General features: G+C 67.0%; 20 protein-coding genes and 1 pseudogene. 11 read left to right on the top strand and 10 right to left on the bottom strand.

The window, feature by feature from the left end; translation table 11 throughout:
- Positions 1-2 precede the first annotated feature (2 nt).
- Entirely contained in the window at positions 3-350 is a 348-nt protein-coding gene (gene crcB, locus BST40_RS24560) for a fluoride efflux transporter CrcB (protein WP_083156002.1), read from the top strand.
- Positions 347-1,459, top strand: a complete 1,113-nt coding sequence (locus tag BST40_RS24555; RefSeq protein ID WP_075549132.1) for a DUF190 domain-containing protein — start codon at positions 347-349, stop codon at positions 1,457-1,459. The genes crcB and BST40_RS24555 overlap by 4 nt, the downstream gene beginning before the upstream one ends.
- 10 nt (positions 1,460-1,469) lie before the next feature.
- On the opposite strand, the gene BST40_RS24550 is transcribed toward BST40_RS24555, so the two are convergent.
- Genes BST40_RS24550 through BST40_RS30285 form a run of 4 tightly spaced genes read right to left on the bottom strand, consistent with a single transcriptional unit; the run spans position 1,470 to position 3,718 of the window.
- Positions 1,470-2,096 (bottom strand): GNAT family N-acetyltransferase, encoded by a 627-nt coding sequence (locus BST40_RS24550; RefSeq protein WP_083156000.1) that lies wholly within the window; start codon positions 2,094-2,096, stop codon positions 1,470-1,472.
- Position 2,097: 1 nt separating this feature from the next.
- Positions 2,098-2,991, bottom strand: a complete 894-nt coding sequence (locus BST40_RS24545; RefSeq protein ID WP_075549130.1) for an LLM class F420-dependent oxidoreductase — start codon at positions 2,989-2,991, stop codon at positions 2,098-2,100.
- Between the two features lie 21 nt (positions 2,992-3,012).
- A complete protein-coding gene (locus tag BST40_RS24540) occupies positions 3,013-3,369 on the bottom strand; it encodes a DUF488 domain-containing protein (protein WP_075549129.1) in 357 nt (118 codons plus the stop codon).
- Positions 3,370-3,373: 4 nt separating this feature from the next.
- Positions 3,374-3,718, bottom strand: coding sequence for a DUF732 domain-containing protein (locus BST40_RS30285; protein ID WP_158084033.1), 345 nt, complete (start codon positions 3,716-3,718; stop codon positions 3,374-3,376).
- A gap of 148 nt (positions 3,719-3,866) precedes the next feature.
- Here BST40_RS30285 and BST40_RS24530 point away from each other — a divergent pair, with 148 nt between their 5' ends.
- Positions 3,867-5,135, top strand: coding sequence for an HNH endonuclease (locus tag BST40_RS24530; RefSeq protein WP_075549127.1), 1,269 nt, complete (start codon positions 3,867-3,869; stop codon positions 5,133-5,135).
- Here BST40_RS24530 and BST40_RS24525 read toward each other — a convergent pair.
- Together BST40_RS24525 and BST40_RS24520 are read right to left on the bottom strand one after the other, a co-directional pair.
- Positions 5,132-6,049: an HpcH/HpaI aldolase/citrate lyase family protein gene (locus BST40_RS24525; RefSeq protein ID WP_075544133.1), complete on the bottom strand. Its 918-nt coding sequence runs from the start codon at positions 6,047-6,049 to the stop codon at positions 5,132-5,134. The genes BST40_RS24530 and BST40_RS24525 overlap by 4 nt on opposite strands.
- 95 nt (positions 6,050-6,144) lie before the next feature.
- Complete coding sequence (locus tag BST40_RS24520) at positions 6,145-6,738, bottom strand: TetR/AcrR family transcriptional regulator (protein ID WP_089025300.1); 594 nt, start codon at positions 6,736-6,738, stop codon at positions 6,145-6,147.
- A gap of 76 nt (positions 6,739-6,814) precedes the next feature.
- Here BST40_RS24520 and BST40_RS24515 point away from each other — a divergent pair.
- From BST40_RS24515 to BST40_RS24500, 4 genes and pseudogenes are all read left to right on the top strand, one after another.
- Positions 6,815-7,630 (top strand): annotated as a pseudogene (locus BST40_RS24515) (mycofactocin-coupled SDR family oxidoreductase).
- 11 nt (positions 7,631-7,641) lie between these two features.
- Entirely contained in the window at positions 7,642-8,835 is a 1,194-nt protein-coding gene (locus BST40_RS24510; RefSeq protein WP_075549126.1) for a cytochrome P450, read from the top strand.
- Between the two features lie 48 nt (positions 8,836-8,883).
- Entirely contained in the window at positions 8,884-9,360 is a 477-nt protein-coding gene (locus BST40_RS24505) for an SRPBCC family protein (protein WP_075549125.1), read from the top strand.
- Positions 9,353-11,161, top strand: a complete 1,809-nt coding sequence (locus BST40_RS24500) for a sulfatase-like hydrolase/transferase (protein WP_083155998.1) — start codon at positions 9,353-9,355, stop codon at positions 11,159-11,161. The genes BST40_RS24505 and BST40_RS24500 overlap by 8 nt, the downstream gene beginning before the upstream one ends.
- An 86-nt stretch (positions 11,162-11,247) precedes the next feature.
- Here BST40_RS24500 and BST40_RS24495 read toward each other — a convergent pair whose 3' ends face one another.
- Positions 11,248-11,628, bottom strand: coding sequence for a DUF2750 domain-containing protein (locus tag BST40_RS24495; protein ID WP_075549123.1), 381 nt, complete (start codon positions 11,626-11,628; stop codon positions 11,248-11,250).
- A 92-nt stretch (positions 11,629-11,720) separates the two neighbouring features.
- Between BST40_RS24495 and BST40_RS24490 the strand changes: the two genes are divergently transcribed.
- The gene (locus BST40_RS24490) at positions 11,721-12,122 is read left to right on the top strand and encodes a styrene oxide isomerase (RefSeq protein WP_083155995.1); all 402 of its coding nucleotides are present in this window, start codon (positions 11,721-11,723) and stop codon (positions 12,120-12,122) included.
- 19 nt (positions 12,123-12,141) lie between these two features.
- On the opposite strand, the gene BST40_RS24485 is transcribed toward BST40_RS24490, so the two are convergent.
- Together BST40_RS24485 and BST40_RS24480 are read right to left on the bottom strand one after the other, a co-directional pair.
- Entirely contained in the window at positions 12,142-12,969 is an 828-nt protein-coding gene (locus BST40_RS24485) for an LLM class F420-dependent oxidoreductase (protein WP_075549121.1), read from the bottom strand.
- Between the two features lie 194 nt (positions 12,970-13,163).
- The gene (locus BST40_RS24480; RefSeq protein WP_083155993.1) at positions 13,164-14,021 is read right to left on the bottom strand and encodes an oxidoreductase; all 858 of its coding nucleotides are present in this window, start codon (positions 14,019-14,021) and stop codon (positions 13,164-13,166) included.
- Between the two features lie 92 nt (positions 14,022-14,113).
- Between BST40_RS24480 and BST40_RS24475 the strand changes: the two genes are divergently transcribed.
- Positions 14,114-14,701, top strand: coding sequence for a TetR/AcrR family transcriptional regulator (locus BST40_RS24475; RefSeq protein ID WP_075549119.1), 588 nt, complete (start codon positions 14,114-14,116; stop codon positions 14,699-14,701).
- 57 nt (positions 14,702-14,758) lie between these two features.
- On the top strand, positions 14,759-16,186 hold the full coding sequence (locus BST40_RS24470) for a protein adenylyltransferase SelO (RefSeq protein ID WP_176358196.1): 1,428 nt from the start codon (positions 14,759-14,761) through the stop codon (positions 16,184-16,186).
- Between the two features lie 150 nt (positions 16,187-16,336).
- Here BST40_RS24470 and BST40_RS24465 read toward each other — a convergent pair whose 3' ends face one another.
- Complete coding sequence (locus tag BST40_RS24465; RefSeq protein ID WP_083155989.1) at positions 16,337-16,528, bottom strand: transposase; 192 nt, start codon at positions 16,526-16,528, stop codon at positions 16,337-16,339.
- A gap of 78 nt (positions 16,529-16,606) precedes the next feature.
- On the opposite strand from BST40_RS24465, the gene BST40_RS24460 reads away from it, so the two are divergent.
- The gene (locus BST40_RS24460; protein ID WP_075549116.1) at positions 16,607-16,852 is read left to right on the top strand and encodes a hypothetical protein; all 246 of its coding nucleotides are present in this window, start codon (positions 16,607-16,609) and stop codon (positions 16,850-16,852) included.
- Positions 16,853-16,953 lie beyond the last annotated feature (101 nt).

Below are 16,953 nucleotides of genomic sequence, written 5' to 3'. Positions count from 1 at the left end.
GGTTGGGCGTCATGGTCATCGGCGGGCTCGGGTCGGTGTCGCGTTTCCTGGTCGATCGCGCCGTCGCCCGCCGGACGGCGCGAGCATTTCCCTACGGCACGTTGGCGGTGAACCTCAGCGGTGCCGCGCTGCTGGGGTTCCTCGGTGGCCTGACGTTGCCCAAAGATGTTGCGCTGCTGGCGGGAACGGCGTTCGTCGGCGCCTACACCACGTTCTCCACCTGGATGCTGGAAACCCAGCGACTCAGCGAGGACCGCCAGCTGCGTGCGGCATTGGCCAATATCGCCGTCAGCGTCATACTCGGCTTGGCGGCGGCGCTGCTGGGCCAATGGATCGCGGAGCAGATATGAGTGAGCAAAGCCTGAAGTTGACGGCTTACTTCGGCGAGCGGCAACGCGCCGTCGACACCAAACGGTTTCTGGCCGACGCGATGCTGGATCTGTTCGGTGAGAACGGTGTCGCAACAAGCGTTTTGATGCGCGGTACCACGGGTTTCGGGCCCAAACACGAGCTGCGCTGCGACCGGACGCTGAGCTTGTCCGAGGATCCTCCGGTCACCATTGCCGCCGTCGACGTCGCGTCGAAGATCCGGGGTCTGGTCGGCGAGGTGACGGCGATGACCGACCGCGGATTGGTGACGCTGGAACGCGCCCGACTGGTCACCCGACACAGCGGCGCCGAGACGCTGGGCGAGATGGAAAGCCGAAACGGCGATGCCGCCAAGCTCACCGTCTACGTCGGCCGTCAGGTGCGGGTCGGTGGGACCGCCGCCGGCTACGCCGTCTGCGAACTACTGTATCGGCACGGATTCGCTGGTGCCACAGTGCTTCTCGGTGTCGACGGGACGGCATACGGTGAACGTTTCCGGGCGCGCTTCTTCGGCCGCAACGTCAATGTTCCGTTGATGATCATTGGTATCGGTTCGGTTCCGCAGGTGTCGGCCGCCGCCACCGACCTCGCCGGCCTACTGCCCAACCCACTGCTGACCATCGAACGGGTAAGGCTGTGCAAACGCGACGGCGAGCTGTTGGCCCGCCCCCAACAGCTGCCGCCTACCGACGACCAGGGACGAAACCTGTGGCAGAAGCTGATGGTGCACACCGCCGAGGCGACCCATCATGAGGGCCTGCCGATCCACCGCGCGCTGGTGTACCGGCTGATGCAGTCGCAGACGGCCCGGGGGGCGACCGCCCTGCGTGGTGTCTGGGGTTTCCATGGCGATCATAAACCGCACGGGGACAAGCTTTTCCAGCTCGCGCGTAAGGTGCCGGTCACCACCATCATCGTCGACACGCCGGAGTCCATCGCCCGCAGCTTCGATATCGTCGACGAGCTGACTACCCGCCACGGGCTGGTCACTAGCGAGATGGTCCCGGCAGCGGTGTCCTTGACGGGATCGTCGGGACCGTCGGGATCGCCCAGAGCGGCCGAAACGCCGCTGGCACAATACAACTACTGACGGTCGACCGTCACTGCTTCCGAAGGGCGGGCACGTCGTCAAGGGTCCGCGGCAGCACGTACAGCGCTACCCGCCGATTTGCCAGTTCGTGTTCGCCGAGGAAGACGCAGCCACCGTTCTGGCAGAAATGCCGTATCCCTTTGCTTCGATAGTCCGGGTCGAAAATGATTCGGCGACACCGTGGTTCGGCATTGAGCACGCTGGCCACGAAGTGCGGAAGCAACAGCTGGGCGACACCCAGGGTGATGATATTCGGATCTGCGGTGGCGGCGTGGATCCCCAGATCATAGGGATCGGCCTCGTACAGAGTCGAGATCAAATCCTTTGCAGCCCAGTATAGTTCGAGGTAGCCGTGATATTGGCCGTCCAGGCTACCGACGAACGGCCGCGAGTAGTTGCCGTCGAGCTGTGCCCGCAGATACTGCTGCCATCGCGACGCCGGCCACACGCGTTCCCACGCTCTGGCCAGATGCGGCCTGCTCATCCACTCGGCGATCATCTCCGCGTCGGTATCCGGATCGGCCAGCCGGAACGCATACGGCGAGGGCACCGCCGGCGTCGGCGGCGGCGGAACGTTACGGACCTCGTCGGTGAGATCGGTCAGTTGGCGCGGGAAAAGCGCGTCGGCTTCGGTCATGTCAACCCGTCAGCCTACCTACCGCAACCGTTGCGGACAGCCATTTGCCGGCCAGCGCCGAAACCCAGCCGGCTACCGCGCCGGCATCCTCCGGCGGCGCCTCGGCCAGCACCAGCTCGTCGACGCCCAGTTCGGCCAGGGCCTCGACATCGCCGACCCGGGGATTGCGCAGCGCCACGGCCAGTGACAGCTCGCCACGGTCGCGACCCGACTCGGCGCACAGCTGCTCGAGCCTGCCGACCCGTTCGCGCACCGCGTCCACGCCGTCGAGGTTGAACCCGTACCAGCCGTCCGCCCACCCCGCGACTCGTCGCATCGCCGCATCGCTATTGCCCCCGACCACGATCGGGATGCGGCGCTCACGAGTCGGCTTGGGATTGACCCGGACGCAGTCGAACGTGACGAAGTCTCCCCTGAACGACGCCACATCGTCGCGCCACAGCGTGCGCATCGCGGCGACGTATTCGGCGGTGCGCGCCGCGCGGCGCTCGAACGGCACTCCGAGCGCTTCGAACTCCTCCCTGGACCATCCGACACCGACGCCGAGGATCAGTCGTCCGCCGCTCAGCCGATCCAGGCTCGCTGCCTGCTTGGCGACCACGACCGGGTTGTGTTCGGGCAGCAGCAGCACACCGGTCGCGACGGCGATCCGCGACGAGGCGGCGGCGGCGAACGCCAGCGTGATCATCGGGTCCAGCCAATCCGCCTGGGCCGGAACCGCTATGACGCCGTCGTCGGAATAGGGATACCGGGACGCGGGCCGGTCCACCATCACGACGTGTTCACCGGCCCACAGGGTGGCGAAACCGGCGCTGTCCGCCGCGGATGCGACGGCGTCAATCACCGTCCGGTCGGCGCCGGAACCGATGCCGAGCGCATGCAAGCCCAGCCGCATCTGACGATCGTCTCATGCCGGTCAGCGACTCTTGAGCAGCTTCGCCAGGACAGCCGCGTGACTGCCGTCGATTTCGCGGGTGGCGGTGACCAGGGTGATGGGCCCGCTCGCGGCGAGCTTCCGCAGTTCGGCCAGTGCTGGGCTGCCGGTCAGTTCCGCTTCGTAACGCGCCTCGAATTCGTCGAACCGCTCCACCCGGTGGTGGTACCACTGCCGCAGTTCCTTCGACGGGGCGACGTCCTTGCGCCAGACACCCACTCGCGGGTCATCTTTGCGGATTCCCCGCGGCCAGATGCCATCGACCAGAATGCGTTGGCCGTCGTCGGGACCGGGCTCCTCGTAGATCCGAGTCACTCGAATCTGGCGCTTGGCGACCATGGCGTCAGTGATAGAGCAGATTGGTGTGCTGGCTGCAGTAGCTGTTGACGGCAGCGAGCACGGTCGATCTCGCCTCCTGCTGGGTGAAGTTGCCGGGGCCGCCGACGAGTCTGTTGACCGTCGACTGGTACGTCTGCGGGGTGGGGCTCTGGTCCAGCATCGCGCAGGTGGTGTGGGCCTCGGCGATCATCGTCGGTAGCGAGACCCGGCCCTGGTAGTTGACCCCGTTCTCGGAGAGCCACTTGGTGTAGTAGGAATCCTCGGTACTGAGCGGATCGGCTTGGGCCACCGGGCAGGCCAGCAGAGCCAGGCCCACCAGCGGTACCGCGAGCATTTGTGCAGGCCTCATGATCAGCCTCCCGATGAGCGTCATCAGCACCGATGTCAGCAGGACCAACGCTACGCCGCAACTTCCCGGTTGAGACCCGCTGCGGCGTCTCGACGTCGAGCACGTTCGGGGTGAACGCCACCCAGGGTGCTGTGTTACTATCGAACACATGTTCGAATCAATGACGATTGACCCCCGCGCCGACCAAGCGACCTTGATCGAGCGCATCGCCGAGCTGGAGAGAGTCAAATCAGCGGCCGCTGCGGGCCAGGCTCGAGCGGCCGCCGCCCTGGACACGGCACGCCGGGCCGCCGAAGCTACCGCCGGCGTGCCCGCCGATCGGCGCGGACGTGGCGTAGCCAACGAGGTCGCGCTGGCGCGACGAGACTCGCCGGCCCGCGGCGCGCGGCACCTCGGCTTTGCGAAGGCTCTGGTGTACGAGATGCCGCACACGCTCGCCGCGCTGGAGTCCGGCGCCCTGTCGGAATGGCGGGCCACCCTGATCGTGCGGGAAAGCGCCTGTCTGGACGTGGCGGATCGGCGCACGCTGGACGCCGAGTTGTGTGGCGACCCGGCGAACCTCGACGGGTTGGGCGATGCGCGGGTGGCCGCGGCCGCCAAGGCGATCGCCTACCGGCTGGACCCGCATGCCGTCGTCGACCGGGCGGCCAAGGCCCCCGAGGAACGCACGGTCACCATCCGACCCGCGCCCGACACCATGTCGTATGTGACCGCGCTACTCCCGGTAGCCCAGGGCGTGTCGGTATATGCGGCGCTGCACCGTGAAGCTGCTGCTTGCGGCGACGGGCGCGCACGCGGACAGGTCATGGCAGACACCCTGGTCGAGCGGGTCACCGGCCGGGCCGCGACGGTCCCGACACCGATCGCGGTCAACCTGGTCTTGTCCGACGAGACGTTGCTCGGCGCTGACAGCGCACCGGCGGATGTCTGCGGCTATGGCCCCATCCCCGCGGCTGTGGCCCGCGCGATGGTCGCCGACACCGTCGCTGATCCACGCTCGAGGGCAACGCTGCGCAGGCTGTACGCCCATCCGGAAAGCGGAGCGCTGGTCGCTATGGAGTCACGCGCGCGGCTGTTTCCTCGCGGGCTGGCCGCCTTCATCGAGTTTCGGGATCAGCGGTGCCGAACGCCCTACTGCGACGCGCCGATCCGACACCGCGACCATGCCCGGCCGTGGGCCGAAGGCGGTGCGACCACCGCGAACAACGGGCTCGGCTCCTGCGAGCGCTGCAACTACGCCAAGCAAGCCCCTGGCTGGCAGGTGACAACGAACGACGAAAACCACACGCACACAGCCGAATTCGTTACCCCGACGGGCAGGCGATACCGGTCCGGGGCGCCACCGCGGATACCGCCGATCACGCTCAGCGACGTCGAGGTCCGCATCGGCATCGCGCTCGCTCGGCACGCCGCCTAGTAGTGGTAGGTGTCCGTCGGGGCGGGCATGTGAACCCGCTCGTCCTCGAACTCCGAGACTTCGATGCCGTAGGCGCGGGCCAGGTCGAGGATCTTGGTGGCCCGCGCAATGCGCGGCAGGTCGGAGCCGTTGCGGATCTCTCCGCCGTCGCGCTGGAACTCGGCAAAAAACTCTTTGGCCCAGCCGATTTCGTCTTGCGACGGGGACAATCCTTCGTTTACCACGGCGCATTGTTCGGGCGACAGGCAGATCTTGCCGGTCATGCCGAATTCGACGGAGACGGCCGTAGCCTCGATGAGCTTGAGCGGATTGGTGCCGATGGTCGGCCCGTCGATGGCACTGGGCAGGTTGGCGGCCTTGGCGGCGATGGTGAACCGCGACCGGGCGTAGGCAAGGGTGGTCGGTTCTTCGCCGAAACCGGTGTCGCGGCGGAAATCGCCGATGCCGAAAGCCAGCCGGAAGGTGCCTTTTGCCGCGGCGATCTCGGTGATGCGCTCCAGGCCCCGGGCCGTTTCCACCAGCGCCACGATCGGCACGTTCGGCAGTCGCAGCGCGGTCTCGGTGACATGGTCCACCGATTCCACCATCGCCAGCATCACGCCGCCGATCGACGTGCCGGCCAGCGCGGCTATGTCGTCGGCCCACCACGGGGTGCCGAAGCCGTTGATGCGAACCCAGTCGCCGTTTCCGGCGCCCAGCCAGCGCACCACGTTGTCGCGGGCGGTCGGCTTGTCTTTGGGCGCCACGGCATCCTCGATGTCGAGGACGACGATGTCGGCACGAGAGTGCGCCGCGGACTGGAATCGCTCGGCGTGCGCGCCGTTGACCAACAGCCAGCTTCGGGCGAGAACGGGATCGATGCGTGAACCGATGTCATCTGGATCCGTAGCGGCGCCGTCGACCTGGTCGTACATTGCGTGTTCAGTCGTCATCATCATTTCCGTGGGTATGTAGCGCGGTTCCCTAAACCGTAACCTCATCGCGAAATGAGCCGGCCGGCTGACCCGCCTCAGCGGCGCGAACCACGACGTTCGTGGCCCGCCGTCAGCCGGAACAGGGCGCGGTCCAGGGTCGACAAGATTTCGGTGATGGCGATTTCGCCGGCGGTAAATCGCGCCACCAGACCGTAGGCCAGGTTGGACACGATGGGAGGCAGGTCTGCGACGAGGTCGGGGTCGGCCTCGCCGAGCACAGCCATCGCGGCCGGCACGACGGCGTCCACACCCCGGCTCACCAGCCGTTGACCACCTGGGGCGGACCGCGCACGGTAATAGGCCCGCAGCATGTCCGGGTGACGCTCCCAGGGTTCGAAAATCGTCCGGAACACGCGCATCAGGCCGTCGTAGATGGATTCGTCCGGGCCGGGCTGCTGCGTGGTCAAACTGGCGTAGCGGTTCTCGTCCATCCAGCGCTCGAGCGCCGCCAGGATCAGCGCGTCTCGGGTTGGATAACGCTTGTAGATGGTGGCCAGTGAGGTCCGCGCGCGCCGCGCCACCTCCCGCAGCTGGACGGCGTCGTAGCCTCCGGTCTCCAGGATGTCGACGACCACTTCCAGGATGGGATCGAGGCTGCGGTCGTGCGGGTGCTCCGGGTCGCCGGTCACCAACACCACCCTTGCCCTCGCTCAGTAACATCGTTACGGTACCGGGTGTAACGACGTTACTCAACGAGGAGAAGCGATGGCCGGCCGGGTCGCCGACAAGGTCGCCGTTGTCAGCGGCCAGGGCCGCAGTACGCGGTGCGGCTCGCGCAGGAAGGCGCCGACATCATCGCGGTCGACATCTGCCAACCGATCGAGAACTCGGCGGCACCACCCGCGACACCCGAAGACCTCGCGGAGACGGCCGACCTCGTCAAGGCTCTGGACCGGCGGATCGTCACCGCCGAAGTCGACGTCCGCGACTACGACTCGCCTCAAGGCCGCCGTCGACGGCGCGGTCGAGCAACTTGGGCGGCTGGACATCGTCGTCGCCAACGCCGGCATCGGCACCGTGGGAGCCCGGCTGGACCACATGGATGAAGAACTGTGGCAGCAAATGATCGACATCAACCTCAGCGGCGTCTGGAAGTCAGTGAAAGCCGCAGTGTCCCATTTGAATTCGGGCGCATCAATCGTCTTGACCAGTTCGGTCGCCGGGCTCAAGGCATATCCGCATACCGGGCACTACGTGGCGGCCAAACACGGGATCGTAGGGCTGATCCGGTCCTTCGCCGTCGAGCTGGGTCCGCGCAACATCCGCGTCAACTCGATACACCCGACACCCGTGAATACGCCAATGCTGATCAACGACAACACTTTTCGCTTGTTCCGCCCCGACTTGGAAAATCCCGGCCTCGACGACTTCGCCCCGATCTGCCGGACCTTCCACATCCTGCCGATCCCGTGGGTGGCGGCCGAGGACATCAGCAACGCGGTCGTGTTCCTGGCGTCTGACGAATCGCGCTACATCACCGGCGTCGCGCTGCCCGTCGACGCCGGCAGCTGCCTCAAGTAAAGGACCGGCACATGAGAACCAAGCTCTACTACGACCCCTACGACGTCAACATCGCCGCCGACCCCTACCCCAGCTACGCCCGGTTACGTGACGAGGCGCCGATCTATTACAACGAGCGCTACAACTTCTGGGCACTGTCACGCCACGCCGACGTCGAGAAGGCGCTGTCGGATTGGGAGACGTTCTCCAACAGCCGAAGCGACATCCTCGAACTGATCCAGTCCAGGTTCGACATGCCCCCCGGCGTGATGATGTTCGAGGACCCGCCGGTCCACACCACGCTGCGCGGCGTGATGTCGCGGGTCTTCACCCCGCGCCGGATGGCCGCGATCGAAGACCAGATCCGGCGCTACTGCGTCGGCTGCCTCGATCCGCTGGTCGGCTCCGACGGCTTCGACATCATCGCCGAACTCGCCTCGATGATGCCGATGCGCGTCATCGGCATGCTGCTGGGCATCCCCGAAGGCGACCAGATCAGCGTGCGGGACGCCAACGACGCCAACCTGCGCACCAAACCCGGTACCCCGATGAAGGTGGCCAATCCGGACAAGATCGCGGACGGAAGCATCTACGCCGACTACGTCGACTGGCGCGCCAAGAACCCCTCCGACGACCTGATGACCGCGCTGCTCAACGTCGAGTTTGAAGAGCCCGAAAACGGCGTCACCAGAAAGCTCACCCGCAACGAGGTGCTGCATTACACCCAGGTGGTCGCCGGCGCCGGCAACGAAACCACCGGACGACTGATCGGCTGGCTGGCCAAGGTGCTCGCCGAGCATCCCGACCAGCGCCGCGAAGTCGCCCGGGACCGTTCGCTGTTGACCCGTGCGGTCGACGAGACGTTGCGCTACGAACCCACCGGACCCCATGTCGCGCGCTACACCCTCCGCGAGTTCGAGTGCTACGACACCACGGTGCCCGCCCACAGCGCCATCCTGCTGCTCTTCGGCGCCGCCAACCGTGACCCGCTGCGTTACCGGGATCCCGACACGTTCGACATCCACCGCGACAACATCTCCCACCTCACGTTCGGCAAAGGCGTGCACTACTGCCTCGGCGCGAACCTGGCACGGCTGGAAGGCAGGGTCGCCCTCGACGAATTGCTCAACCGGTGGCCCGAATGGGACATCGACCACGACAGCCTCGAGCTCGCGCCAACCTCCACCGTTCGCGGCTGGGAGCGGCTGCGCATCCTGCTTCCCTGAGCCCACGCGAACCAGGTCTGCGGCAACCGCATGAAACCCGGGCCCGCGATGGTGTTGGATGGCGGAGTGGCAGGCATCAGTCGCAGCCGGACCATAACGGCCGAGCCGCAGGCGATTTGGGACATCCTGGCCGACTTCGGCGCCCTGAGTTCGTGGGCCGGCGGGGTCGACCATTCGTGTGTGTTGAACCACGGCCCGGCCGGCGGGCCGGTGGGCACCACCCGCCGGGTGCAGGTGGGCGGCAACGCGCTGGTGGAACGCATCACCGAGTTCGAGCCGCCCACCAGGCTGGCATACGACATCGAGGGCCTGCCGCCGCGGTTACGTAAGGTCGCCAATTGCTGGACGCTGCGGCCCAGCGGCCCGGCGGGCGCGGCCACAGTGGTGAGCCTGACCAGCACGGTCGAGGTCGGCGACGGCAAGCCGGCGCGGATGGCGGAGTGGGTGGCGCTGCGCGTCCTGGCCAAGCAGTCCGAGGCGATGCTGGCCGGGCTGGCACACCGATTGGAGAACACGCATGTCTGATCGCCCCGACATCGTCATCGTGATGACCGACGAGGAGCGTGCGGTACCGCCCTACGAGTCGGCCGACATCCTGGCCTGGCGACAGCACACCCTGACCGGGCGCCGCTGGTTCGACGAGCACGGAGTGAATTTCACCCGGCACTACACCGGCTCGCTGGCCTGCGTGCCCAGCCGCCCCACGATGTTCACCGGTCACTACCCCGACCTGCACGGGGTCACCCAGACCGACGGCATCGGCAAACGATTCGACGACTCGCGGCTGCGCTGGCTGCGCGCCGGCGAGGTGCCGACCCTGGGCAACTGGTTTCGCGCGGCCGGCTATGACACCCACTACGACGGCAAGTGGCACATCTCGCACGCCGACCTGCACGACCCGGCGACGGGTGGATCCCTGGCCACCAATGACGACGACGGCGTCGTCGACCCGGCCGCGGTGCAGCGCTACCTCGACGCCGACCCGCTGGGCCCCTACGGTTTCTCCGGTTGGGTGGGTCCCGAACCGCACGGGGCCGGCATGTCCGACTGCGGTCTGCGCCGCGACCCGCTGATCGCCGATCGGGTGGTCGCCTGGCTCAACGATCGCTACGCGCGCCGGCGCGCCGGTGACGCCGCGGCGCTGCGCCCGTTCCTGCTGGTGGCTAGCTTCGTCAACCCGCACGACATCGTGCTGTTCCCGGCGTGGGTGCGACGCAATCCGCTCAAGCCGTCCCCGCTGGACCCGCCGCCGGTGCCCGGGCCACCCACCGCCGACGAAGATCTACGGGCAAAACCGGCTGCCCAGATCGCGTTCCGGGAAGCCTATTACTCCGGTTACGGTCCGGCGCGGGTGGTCAAACGCAACTATGGCCGCAACGCGCAGCGCTACCGCGACCTCTACTATCGGCTGCACGCCGAGGTCGACGGACCCATCGACCGGGTGCGCCGAGCGGTCACCGAGGGCGGCTCGGACAATGCGGTTCTGGTGCGCACCGCCGATCACGGCGACCTGCTGGGCGCTCACGGCGGACTGCACCAGAAGTGGTTCAACCTGTACGACGAGGCCACCCGGGTGCCGTTCGTCATAGCCCGCATCGGCGCCAACGCGACCACGGCGCGCACCGTTTCGGCGCCGACATCGCACGTCGACCTGGTGCCCACGCTGCTCGGCGCGGCGGGGGTCGACGTCGACGTCGCGGCCGCACAACTCGCCGAGTCGTTCACCGAAGTGCACCCCCTTCCCGGCCGCAACCTGATGCCGGTGGTCGACGGCGGACCCGCCGACCAGGCCCGGGCCGTGTACGTGATGACGCGTGACAACGTGCTCGAAGGCGACACCGGCGCGTCGGCGTTTGCCCGGCAACTGGGCCGAACCGTGAATCCGCCCGCGCCGCTGCGGATCAAGGTGCCCGCGCACGTGGCCGCCAACTTCGAGGGGCTCGTCGTTCGCGTCGACGACTCCGACGCCGTCGGCGGCGCCGGGCACCTGTGGAAGCTGGTGCGCACCTTCGACGACCCGGCCACCTGGACCGAACCGGGCGTGCGTCACCTGGCCGGCAACGGCATCGGCGGCGAGGCGTACCGCACCGATCCGGTCGACGACCAGTGGGAGCTCTACGACCTGACCAAAGACCCGATCGAGGCCGACAACCGGTGGACCGACCCTGACCTGCGCGAGCTGCGCCAACATCTGCGGATGCAGCTCAAGCAGCTACGGGCGGTGTCGGTGCCGGAGCGCAATCAGCCGTGGCCGTATGCCACCCGTCAGCCGCCGGCCGCCCCGTCCGGCGGCGTGCTGCGTCGAGCGCTGGGGCGATTCAGGTAGCCCTCCGCGCGGCGAGATTGCCGTGATGGTCGTGGTCAGGCCGTCGACCGCAGCCATAGCGGCAATCTCGGCGGACGTCGACGCGCTTATAGCTCTCCGAGCAGGGCTCGCGCCATCTCGATCGGCTCGATCTCCAGACCGGCGAGGTCGGCGTTGAAGTCGGGTCCCAACAGGTCACCGCCCTCATGAATGCCCCGCAGCGGTCCGTCGATGAACTCGTCGAGGGTCAACGAAGCCGGTTCCATACCCGCCCACTCCCCCGTTGCGTGCCGGCGCGCATAGGCCGCTGCGGAGTAGACCAGATGTACGCAGACGGGCTCGTCGTCTTCGGTCACGTAGTCATTCGAGTGCACCCACGCCCCGCGCAGATCGGGGCCGAGCAGCACCCAGACTTCTCGGGTCGCGCGCACCCGGTCGATGAAGCGCTGATAGTTCGCCTGAAGGTCGGCGGTCAGGTGGAGAGCCACGCCCGACTCTAACCGCCGCAGCGCCCATAGGAACGAGCCGCCGCTTGCCGGCGAACCTGTTACCGGTGGCCACGCGTCGATAAAGTTTTGCTATGCAGACGCTGCTATTCACCTTCGGGCTGGTGTTGTTCTTGGTTGGTCTGCTCACCGGATTCGCCGGGCCGGCGCTGACGAATCCCCGGATGGCGCTGTCCAGCCATCTCGAAGGCGTCCTCAACGGCATGTTCCTGGTGCTCGTAGGCCTGCTGTGGCCGCACCTCGACCTGCCCCACGCCTGGCAGGTCGTCACGGTCGTGCTCCTGGTCTACGCCGGCTACGCCAACTGGTTGGCGACGCTGCTGGCGGCAGCATGGGGGGCGGGCCGCAAACTGGCGCCGATCGCGGCGGGCAGCCACCAGGCCTCGGCGGCAAAGGAAGGCCTCGTCACCTTCCTGTTCTTGTCGCTGGCGGTGGCCATCGTGGCCGGCGTCGTCATCATCATCGTCGGGCTCTGACAGCGGTCGGGACCGCCGATCACGCCAGCTGCCCGAGTTCACTCGCGAGCTTGTCCAGGTATCGAAGCGTCTGGTCGTACGGCTCGGTGGGCAGGTCCAGCAAGACGCGCTCGACCCCCAGCGGCTGGTATCCTCGCAGATCTTGTGGCGTAGCGTCGCCCCAGTGGCAGACGGTAACCGGTACGTCGCCGCCGGCCAGGGCGCGCAGTCGCTCGAGCGGGCGGGACAGTTGCTCCGGCGACGGGCTGATCGCGATCCAGCCGGCGTTCAGGTCGGCGATCCGGGTGAAATTCGCCGGCCCACCGCCGATATAGAGCGGCGGGTAGGGCTTGGTCACCGGCTTCGGCCAGCAGTAGATCGGGTCGAAATCGACGTATTTCCCGTGGAATTCGGCTTGCTCCTGCGTCCAAATCTCGATCATGGCGCGCAGCCGCTCGTCGGTCACGCGTCCGCGAACCGCGGGATCGACTCGGTGGTTGGCCACTTCTTCGCGCAGCCAACCCACGCCGACGCCGAACCGAAACCGGCCCTGCGACACCATGTCCAGCGAGGCAACCTCTTTGGCCGTCAGAATCGGATCGCGCTCCGGAACCAGCGCGATGCCGGTACCCAAAACCAACGTCTCGGTGGCAACCGCCGCCGCCGTCAACGCCACGAACGGATCCAATGTCCGGTAGTACTTGTGCGGAATGGGCCCACCGGCCGGATAGGGGCTGCGCGTGTCGACCGGGATATGGGTGTGTTCGGCGAGAAACAGCGACTCGAAGCCGCGCTGTTCCAGGGCCGCACCCAGCTGTGCCGGGCCGATGCCCTCGTCGGTAACAAACGTCAAGACACCGAACCGCATGCTTCGCTCCTCTCGTCATATGCGCGATGACCTTCGGCCGGTGGGGCGAAGCGACGCGGCTCGCGCCGCGCAGCATCCACGGCGCCCGCCTGGCAATTATCGCCAGGAGTTGCCGGGTGCCCGACGCTCCATGCACGTCGACATACCGCGTGTTCGGCACCGGACGAGCGTAGTACCGATGTTCGGGCCCTTACCTACCCCACGCCGCTGGGTAACCGGTCGGCGACCGGTCTCGGTGTCGACGTTAGCTTGTTCGCTTTGCGAATTCCCTTGTCCATCAGCGCTTCAGGGGCGACCTTGCGCAGCAGCGACAGTCCGCGCGCCAGGTTGCCGGCCGGGTAGCGCACTTTCGGCCTTCGGCTGGTCGCGGCCTTGAGCACGACCCGAGCCACCACCGCGGGATCATCCCCGTGGTGCACTCCCTCGGCAATGACGCGTCGGGCGTTCTCGCGAGCGGTCAGGTAACCGTCGATCAGCGAATCGGCATCGACCGCATTGGCGCCGAACGAGGTCTTGGTGAAACCGGGTTCGACGACCGACACCCGCACACCGAATTCCCGGGTTTCATGGTCCAGGGACTCCGAGTAGCCCTCAACGGCATGCTTCGACGCCGAGTAGAGCGCGGCGTAGGGCGCCGGCAACAAACCCAACACCGAGCCGATGTTGATGATGCGGCCGCCGCCCTGCGCGCGCAGATGTGGCAGCACCTCACGAGTCAGCCGCACCAGGCCGAAGAAGTTGGTGTCGAAAAGCTGCCGCGCCTGGGCGACCGAGCTCTCCTCCGCGGCGCCGATGATCCCTATGCCGGCATTATTGACCAGGATGTCGATGCGACCGGCCCGCCGGATCACCGAGGCGACGGCCGCGCTGACCGACGCGGCGTCGGTGACATCCAACTGCACCAATTCCACCCCGGGTATCGGTTGCGTGCTACTCGGGTCGCGGCTGGTGCCGAAGACCTCAAAGCCCTTCGCCGCGAAGGCGTTCGCCACGGCGAGGCCGATTCCCGCGGAAACGCCGGTAACCAATACCACTGGCGATCGTCCGTTCATCTCCGCTCCTAGTAAACCGACTGGTGTACCTTGCTTCGCGCAACGCTACGCCGCTTGATGCGAGATGTAAACCGGTCGGTATACTTCTATCCATGGCTGGGCAGCACGCGGCGCGCAAGGGCGGCCGCGGCGCACGTCAGCGCATCCTGGACACGGCTGCCGAGTTGTTCTACCGGGAGGGCATCAACGCCACCGGCGTCGAACGACTGGCGAGCGAATCGTCGGTGTCCAAACGGACTCTGTACCAACACTTTCCGAGCAAGACAGCGGTAGTCGAAGAGTACCTGCGCAGCATTGGAGACGTCGCCGCCAATCCGCTGCGGGTCAGCGGCAAAGCCGCAGAGCAGCCGCCGCGCAGCCGACTACTGGCGTTGTTCGACAGTCCCCGTCCCGGGACAGCACCGCTGCGGGGCTGTCCCTTTCACAATGCCGCCGTGGAGGCAGCGGGAGCGATGCCAGGAGTTGAGAGCATAGTCCGCGCAACGAAACAGAATTTCATCGATGGGCTCACCGAACTGGCCCGGGAGGCGGGCGCCGGCGACCCACACTCACTGGGCAGTCAACTCGCCGTTCTCTACGAAGGTGCGGCCGCGCTGGCTACCTCGCTCAACGACGCATCGACATGGGAGCAGGCCCGCGCGGCAGCGGAGACGCTGATCGACCGAGCGCTCGCGTCATAACGGGCGGGCCCGAAGCCACAGCTCCGTAGTCTGGATCAGGTGAGCGTTGCACCGGATATGACAATCGCGCTGCAGGACCGGTTCTTCCGCGCGTTACCGGAACTGGCAGTCCGCTGGCAAGCCGCTACCCCGCCGGACGCGCGGCTGCTCGTGCTCAACGACCCGCTGAGCAGTGACCTTGACCTCGACGCCGGGTGGCTGCGCAGCCCCGACGGGGTGCGCTTTCTGGTCGGCACCCGGCTGCCCGACGGCGCGGTCCCGGTGGCCCAGGCCTACGCCGGCCATCAGTTCGGCGGCTACGTCCCGCGGTTGGGCGACGGGCGGGCGCTGCTCTTGGGTGAGCTCGCCACGGCCGACGGTCGGCTGCGCGACATCCATCTGAAGGGTTCCGGACCCACGCCGTTCGCGCGCAGTGGCGACGGCTGGGCGGTCGTCGGCCCGATGCTGCGCGAATATGTCGTCAGCGAGTCGATGCACGCCCTGGGCATCCCGACGACGCGCTCCCTTGCCGTCGTAGGTACCGGTCGCCCGGTGCAGCGCGAGACCGTGCTACCCGGCGCCCTGCTGGTCAGGGTCGCCAGCAGCCACCTGCGCGTCGGCAGCTTCCAGTACGCGGCCTTCACCGGCGACCTGGAACTGCTGCGACGCCTGGCCGACCATGCGATCGCCCGCCATCACCCCGGCGCCGCCGAGGCCGAACGCCCCTACCTGGCCCTATTCGAAGCGGTGGTCACGGCGCAGGCGTCGCTGATCGCCCAGTGGATGCTCGTCGGGTTCGTTCACGGGGTGATGAACACCGACAACATGACCATCTCCGGCGAAACCATCGACTACGGGCCGTGCGCGTTCATGGAGGCCTACGACCCCGAAACGGTGTTCAGTTCGATCGACCACTGGGGCCGCTATGCCTACGGCAATCAGCCGGTCATCGCCGGCTGGAACCTCGCCCGCTTCGCCGAGGCGCTGCTTCCGCTGCTCGCCGAGGACACCCAGGAGGCCATCGCGCTCGCCGAGCGGGCGTTCGGGGTGTTCCGCGACCGCTATGACGCGGTGTGGTCGTCGGGTATGCAAGCCAAGCTGGGTTTGAGCACGCCCGCCCCGCTGGTCGACGAGTTACTACCGATGCTGCAGGAGAGCCGCGTCGACTACACCTCGTTCTTCCGTCACCTCGCCAAAGCGGCCCGCGGCGACGCCGAGCCGGTGCGCGGAATGTTCGTCGACGGCGCCAGGTTCGACGGCTGGCTGTCGCGGTGGCAGGCCGGGGGACCGGACGCCGAGCTGATGGACCGGGTCAACCCGATCTACATCCCCCGCAATCACCTCGTCGAGGAGGCTCTGGCAGCGGCGACCGACGGCGATCTCGGTCCGGTCGAACGGCTTCTTGACGCCGTCACGCACCCGTATGCCGAACGGCCGGGCCTGCAGCGTTACGCCAGTGCCGCGCCGCGGGATTTCGGCGTCTATCGCACCTTCTGCGGCACCTGAGCTCGTACCCGTAACCTGCTGAACCACACCACCAGCAGAAGGACCTAGGGGCGTGGGTAAGTAACGGTTGCGGTCCGCAGTGCGCTGGGTGCGGGCTGGGCGCACTGGACGCAGACTCGTGCGTCAAACTCCGGAGAAACGACGGGCGGGTCAGCTGATTGTCAGGGCGGTCAGTCCGGTGGCGCCGACGTGACCGTGAAGTTTGCGCAGGTTGTGGCAGGCTGCCAGTAGTAGCCATTCGCCGCGGACCTGATCCGACTCGCGAAGCAGCAGCTTTTTGGCGTTTTGCAGGGTGTGCACTTGGCCGAAAAAGGGTTCGACGATCGCTTTGCGGGCGTGCACAAATGGTGCGGCCCTTGGTGGTCGTCAGCTTGCGAGCCATGCGCTGTTTTTCGGTGGCATTGTTAGGGATACGTCCACGTGGAGCCACCGGTGGGGGCCGCCTCGGCGGTGGCGTCCGGTGGCGATATCGAACTCGGTGCCGTGGGTAGCGGTGTAGTCGGTGGCGGCGTCGAGGTTGCCCGTCGAGCAGTAGCCGGCATCGGCCAGCAACTCGCCAGGGCTTGTCCGGTGTTGGCGGTGGTTTGCTCGGTCATCGCGATCAGGTTGCCCACATCCGAAGCATTGGCGTTGACATCGGTGGCCACAATGACCGGGTGCTCGTAACCCGCCAGTCACCAAAACGGTACGTCATCGATGCATTTGGTCTCGATCACCCGCGAGGAGCGCACCACTGGTCGTTGATAGGTGCTGATTATTGTTTGATC

The organism is Mycobacterium persicum (assembly GCF_002086675.1).
In the GTDB taxonomy this organism is placed as follows: Bacteria; Actinomycetota; Actinomycetes; order Mycobacteriales; family Mycobacteriaceae; genus Mycobacterium; species Mycobacterium persicum.
The sequence above is the reverse complement of the archived record's forward strand: the minus strand, read 5'-3'. Positions and strand labels throughout refer to the sequence as shown.

Excerpts from the sequence above, each read along its gene's own strand:
- BST40_RS24555 (WP_075549132.1), top strand. The coding sequence starts at position 347 with ATGAGTGAGCAAAGCCTGAAGTTGACGGCTTACTTCGGCGAGCGGCAA.
- BST40_RS24550 (WP_083156000.1), bottom strand. The coding sequence starts at position 2,096 with ATGACCGAAGCCGACGCGCTTTTCCCGCGCCAACTGACCGATCTCACC.
- BST40_RS24545 (WP_075549130.1), bottom strand. The coding sequence starts at position 2,991 with ATGCGGCTGGGCTTGCATGCGCTCGGCATCGGTTCCGGCGCCGACCGG.
- BST40_RS24540 (WP_075549129.1), bottom strand. The coding sequence starts at position 3,369 with ATGGTCGCCAAGCGCCAGATTCGAGTGACTCGGATCTACGAGGAGCCC.
- BST40_RS30285 (WP_158084033.1), bottom strand. The coding sequence starts at position 3,718 with ATGAGGCCTGCACAAATGCTCGCGGTACCGCTGGTGGGCCTGGCTCTG.
- BST40_RS24530 (WP_075549127.1), top strand. The coding sequence starts at position 3,867 with ATGTTCGAATCAATGACGATTGACCCCCGCGCCGACCAAGCGACCTTG.
- BST40_RS24525 (WP_075544133.1), bottom strand. The coding sequence starts at position 6,049 with ATGTACGACCAGGTCGACGGCGCCGCTACGGATCCAGATGACATCGGT.
- BST40_RS24510 (WP_075549126.1), top strand. The coding sequence starts at position 7,642 with ATGAGAACCAAGCTCTACTACGACCCCTACGACGTCAACATCGCCGCC.
- BST40_RS24505 (WP_075549125.1), top strand. The coding sequence starts at position 8,884 with ATGGTGTTGGATGGCGGAGTGGCAGGCATCAGTCGCAGCCGGACCATA.
- BST40_RS24500 (WP_083155998.1), top strand. The coding sequence starts at position 9,353 with ATGTCTGATCGCCCCGACATCGTCATCGTGATGACCGACGAGGAGCGT.
- BST40_RS24490 (WP_083155995.1), top strand. The coding sequence starts at position 11,721 with ATGCAGACGCTGCTATTCACCTTCGGGCTGGTGTTGTTCTTGGTTGGT.
- BST40_RS24485 (WP_075549121.1), bottom strand. The coding sequence starts at position 12,969 with ATGCGGTTCGGTGTCTTGACGTTTGTTACCGACGAGGGCATCGGCCCG.
- BST40_RS24480 (WP_083155993.1), bottom strand. The coding sequence starts at position 14,021 with ATGAACGGACGATCGCCAGTGGTATTGGTTACCGGCGTTTCCGCGGGA.
- BST40_RS24475 (WP_075549119.1), top strand. The coding sequence starts at position 14,114 with ATGGCTGGGCAGCACGCGGCGCGCAAGGGCGGCCGCGGCGCACGTCAG.
- BST40_RS24470 (WP_176358196.1), top strand. The coding sequence starts at position 14,759 with ATGACAATCGCGCTGCAGGACCGGTTCTTCCGCGCGTTACCGGAACTG.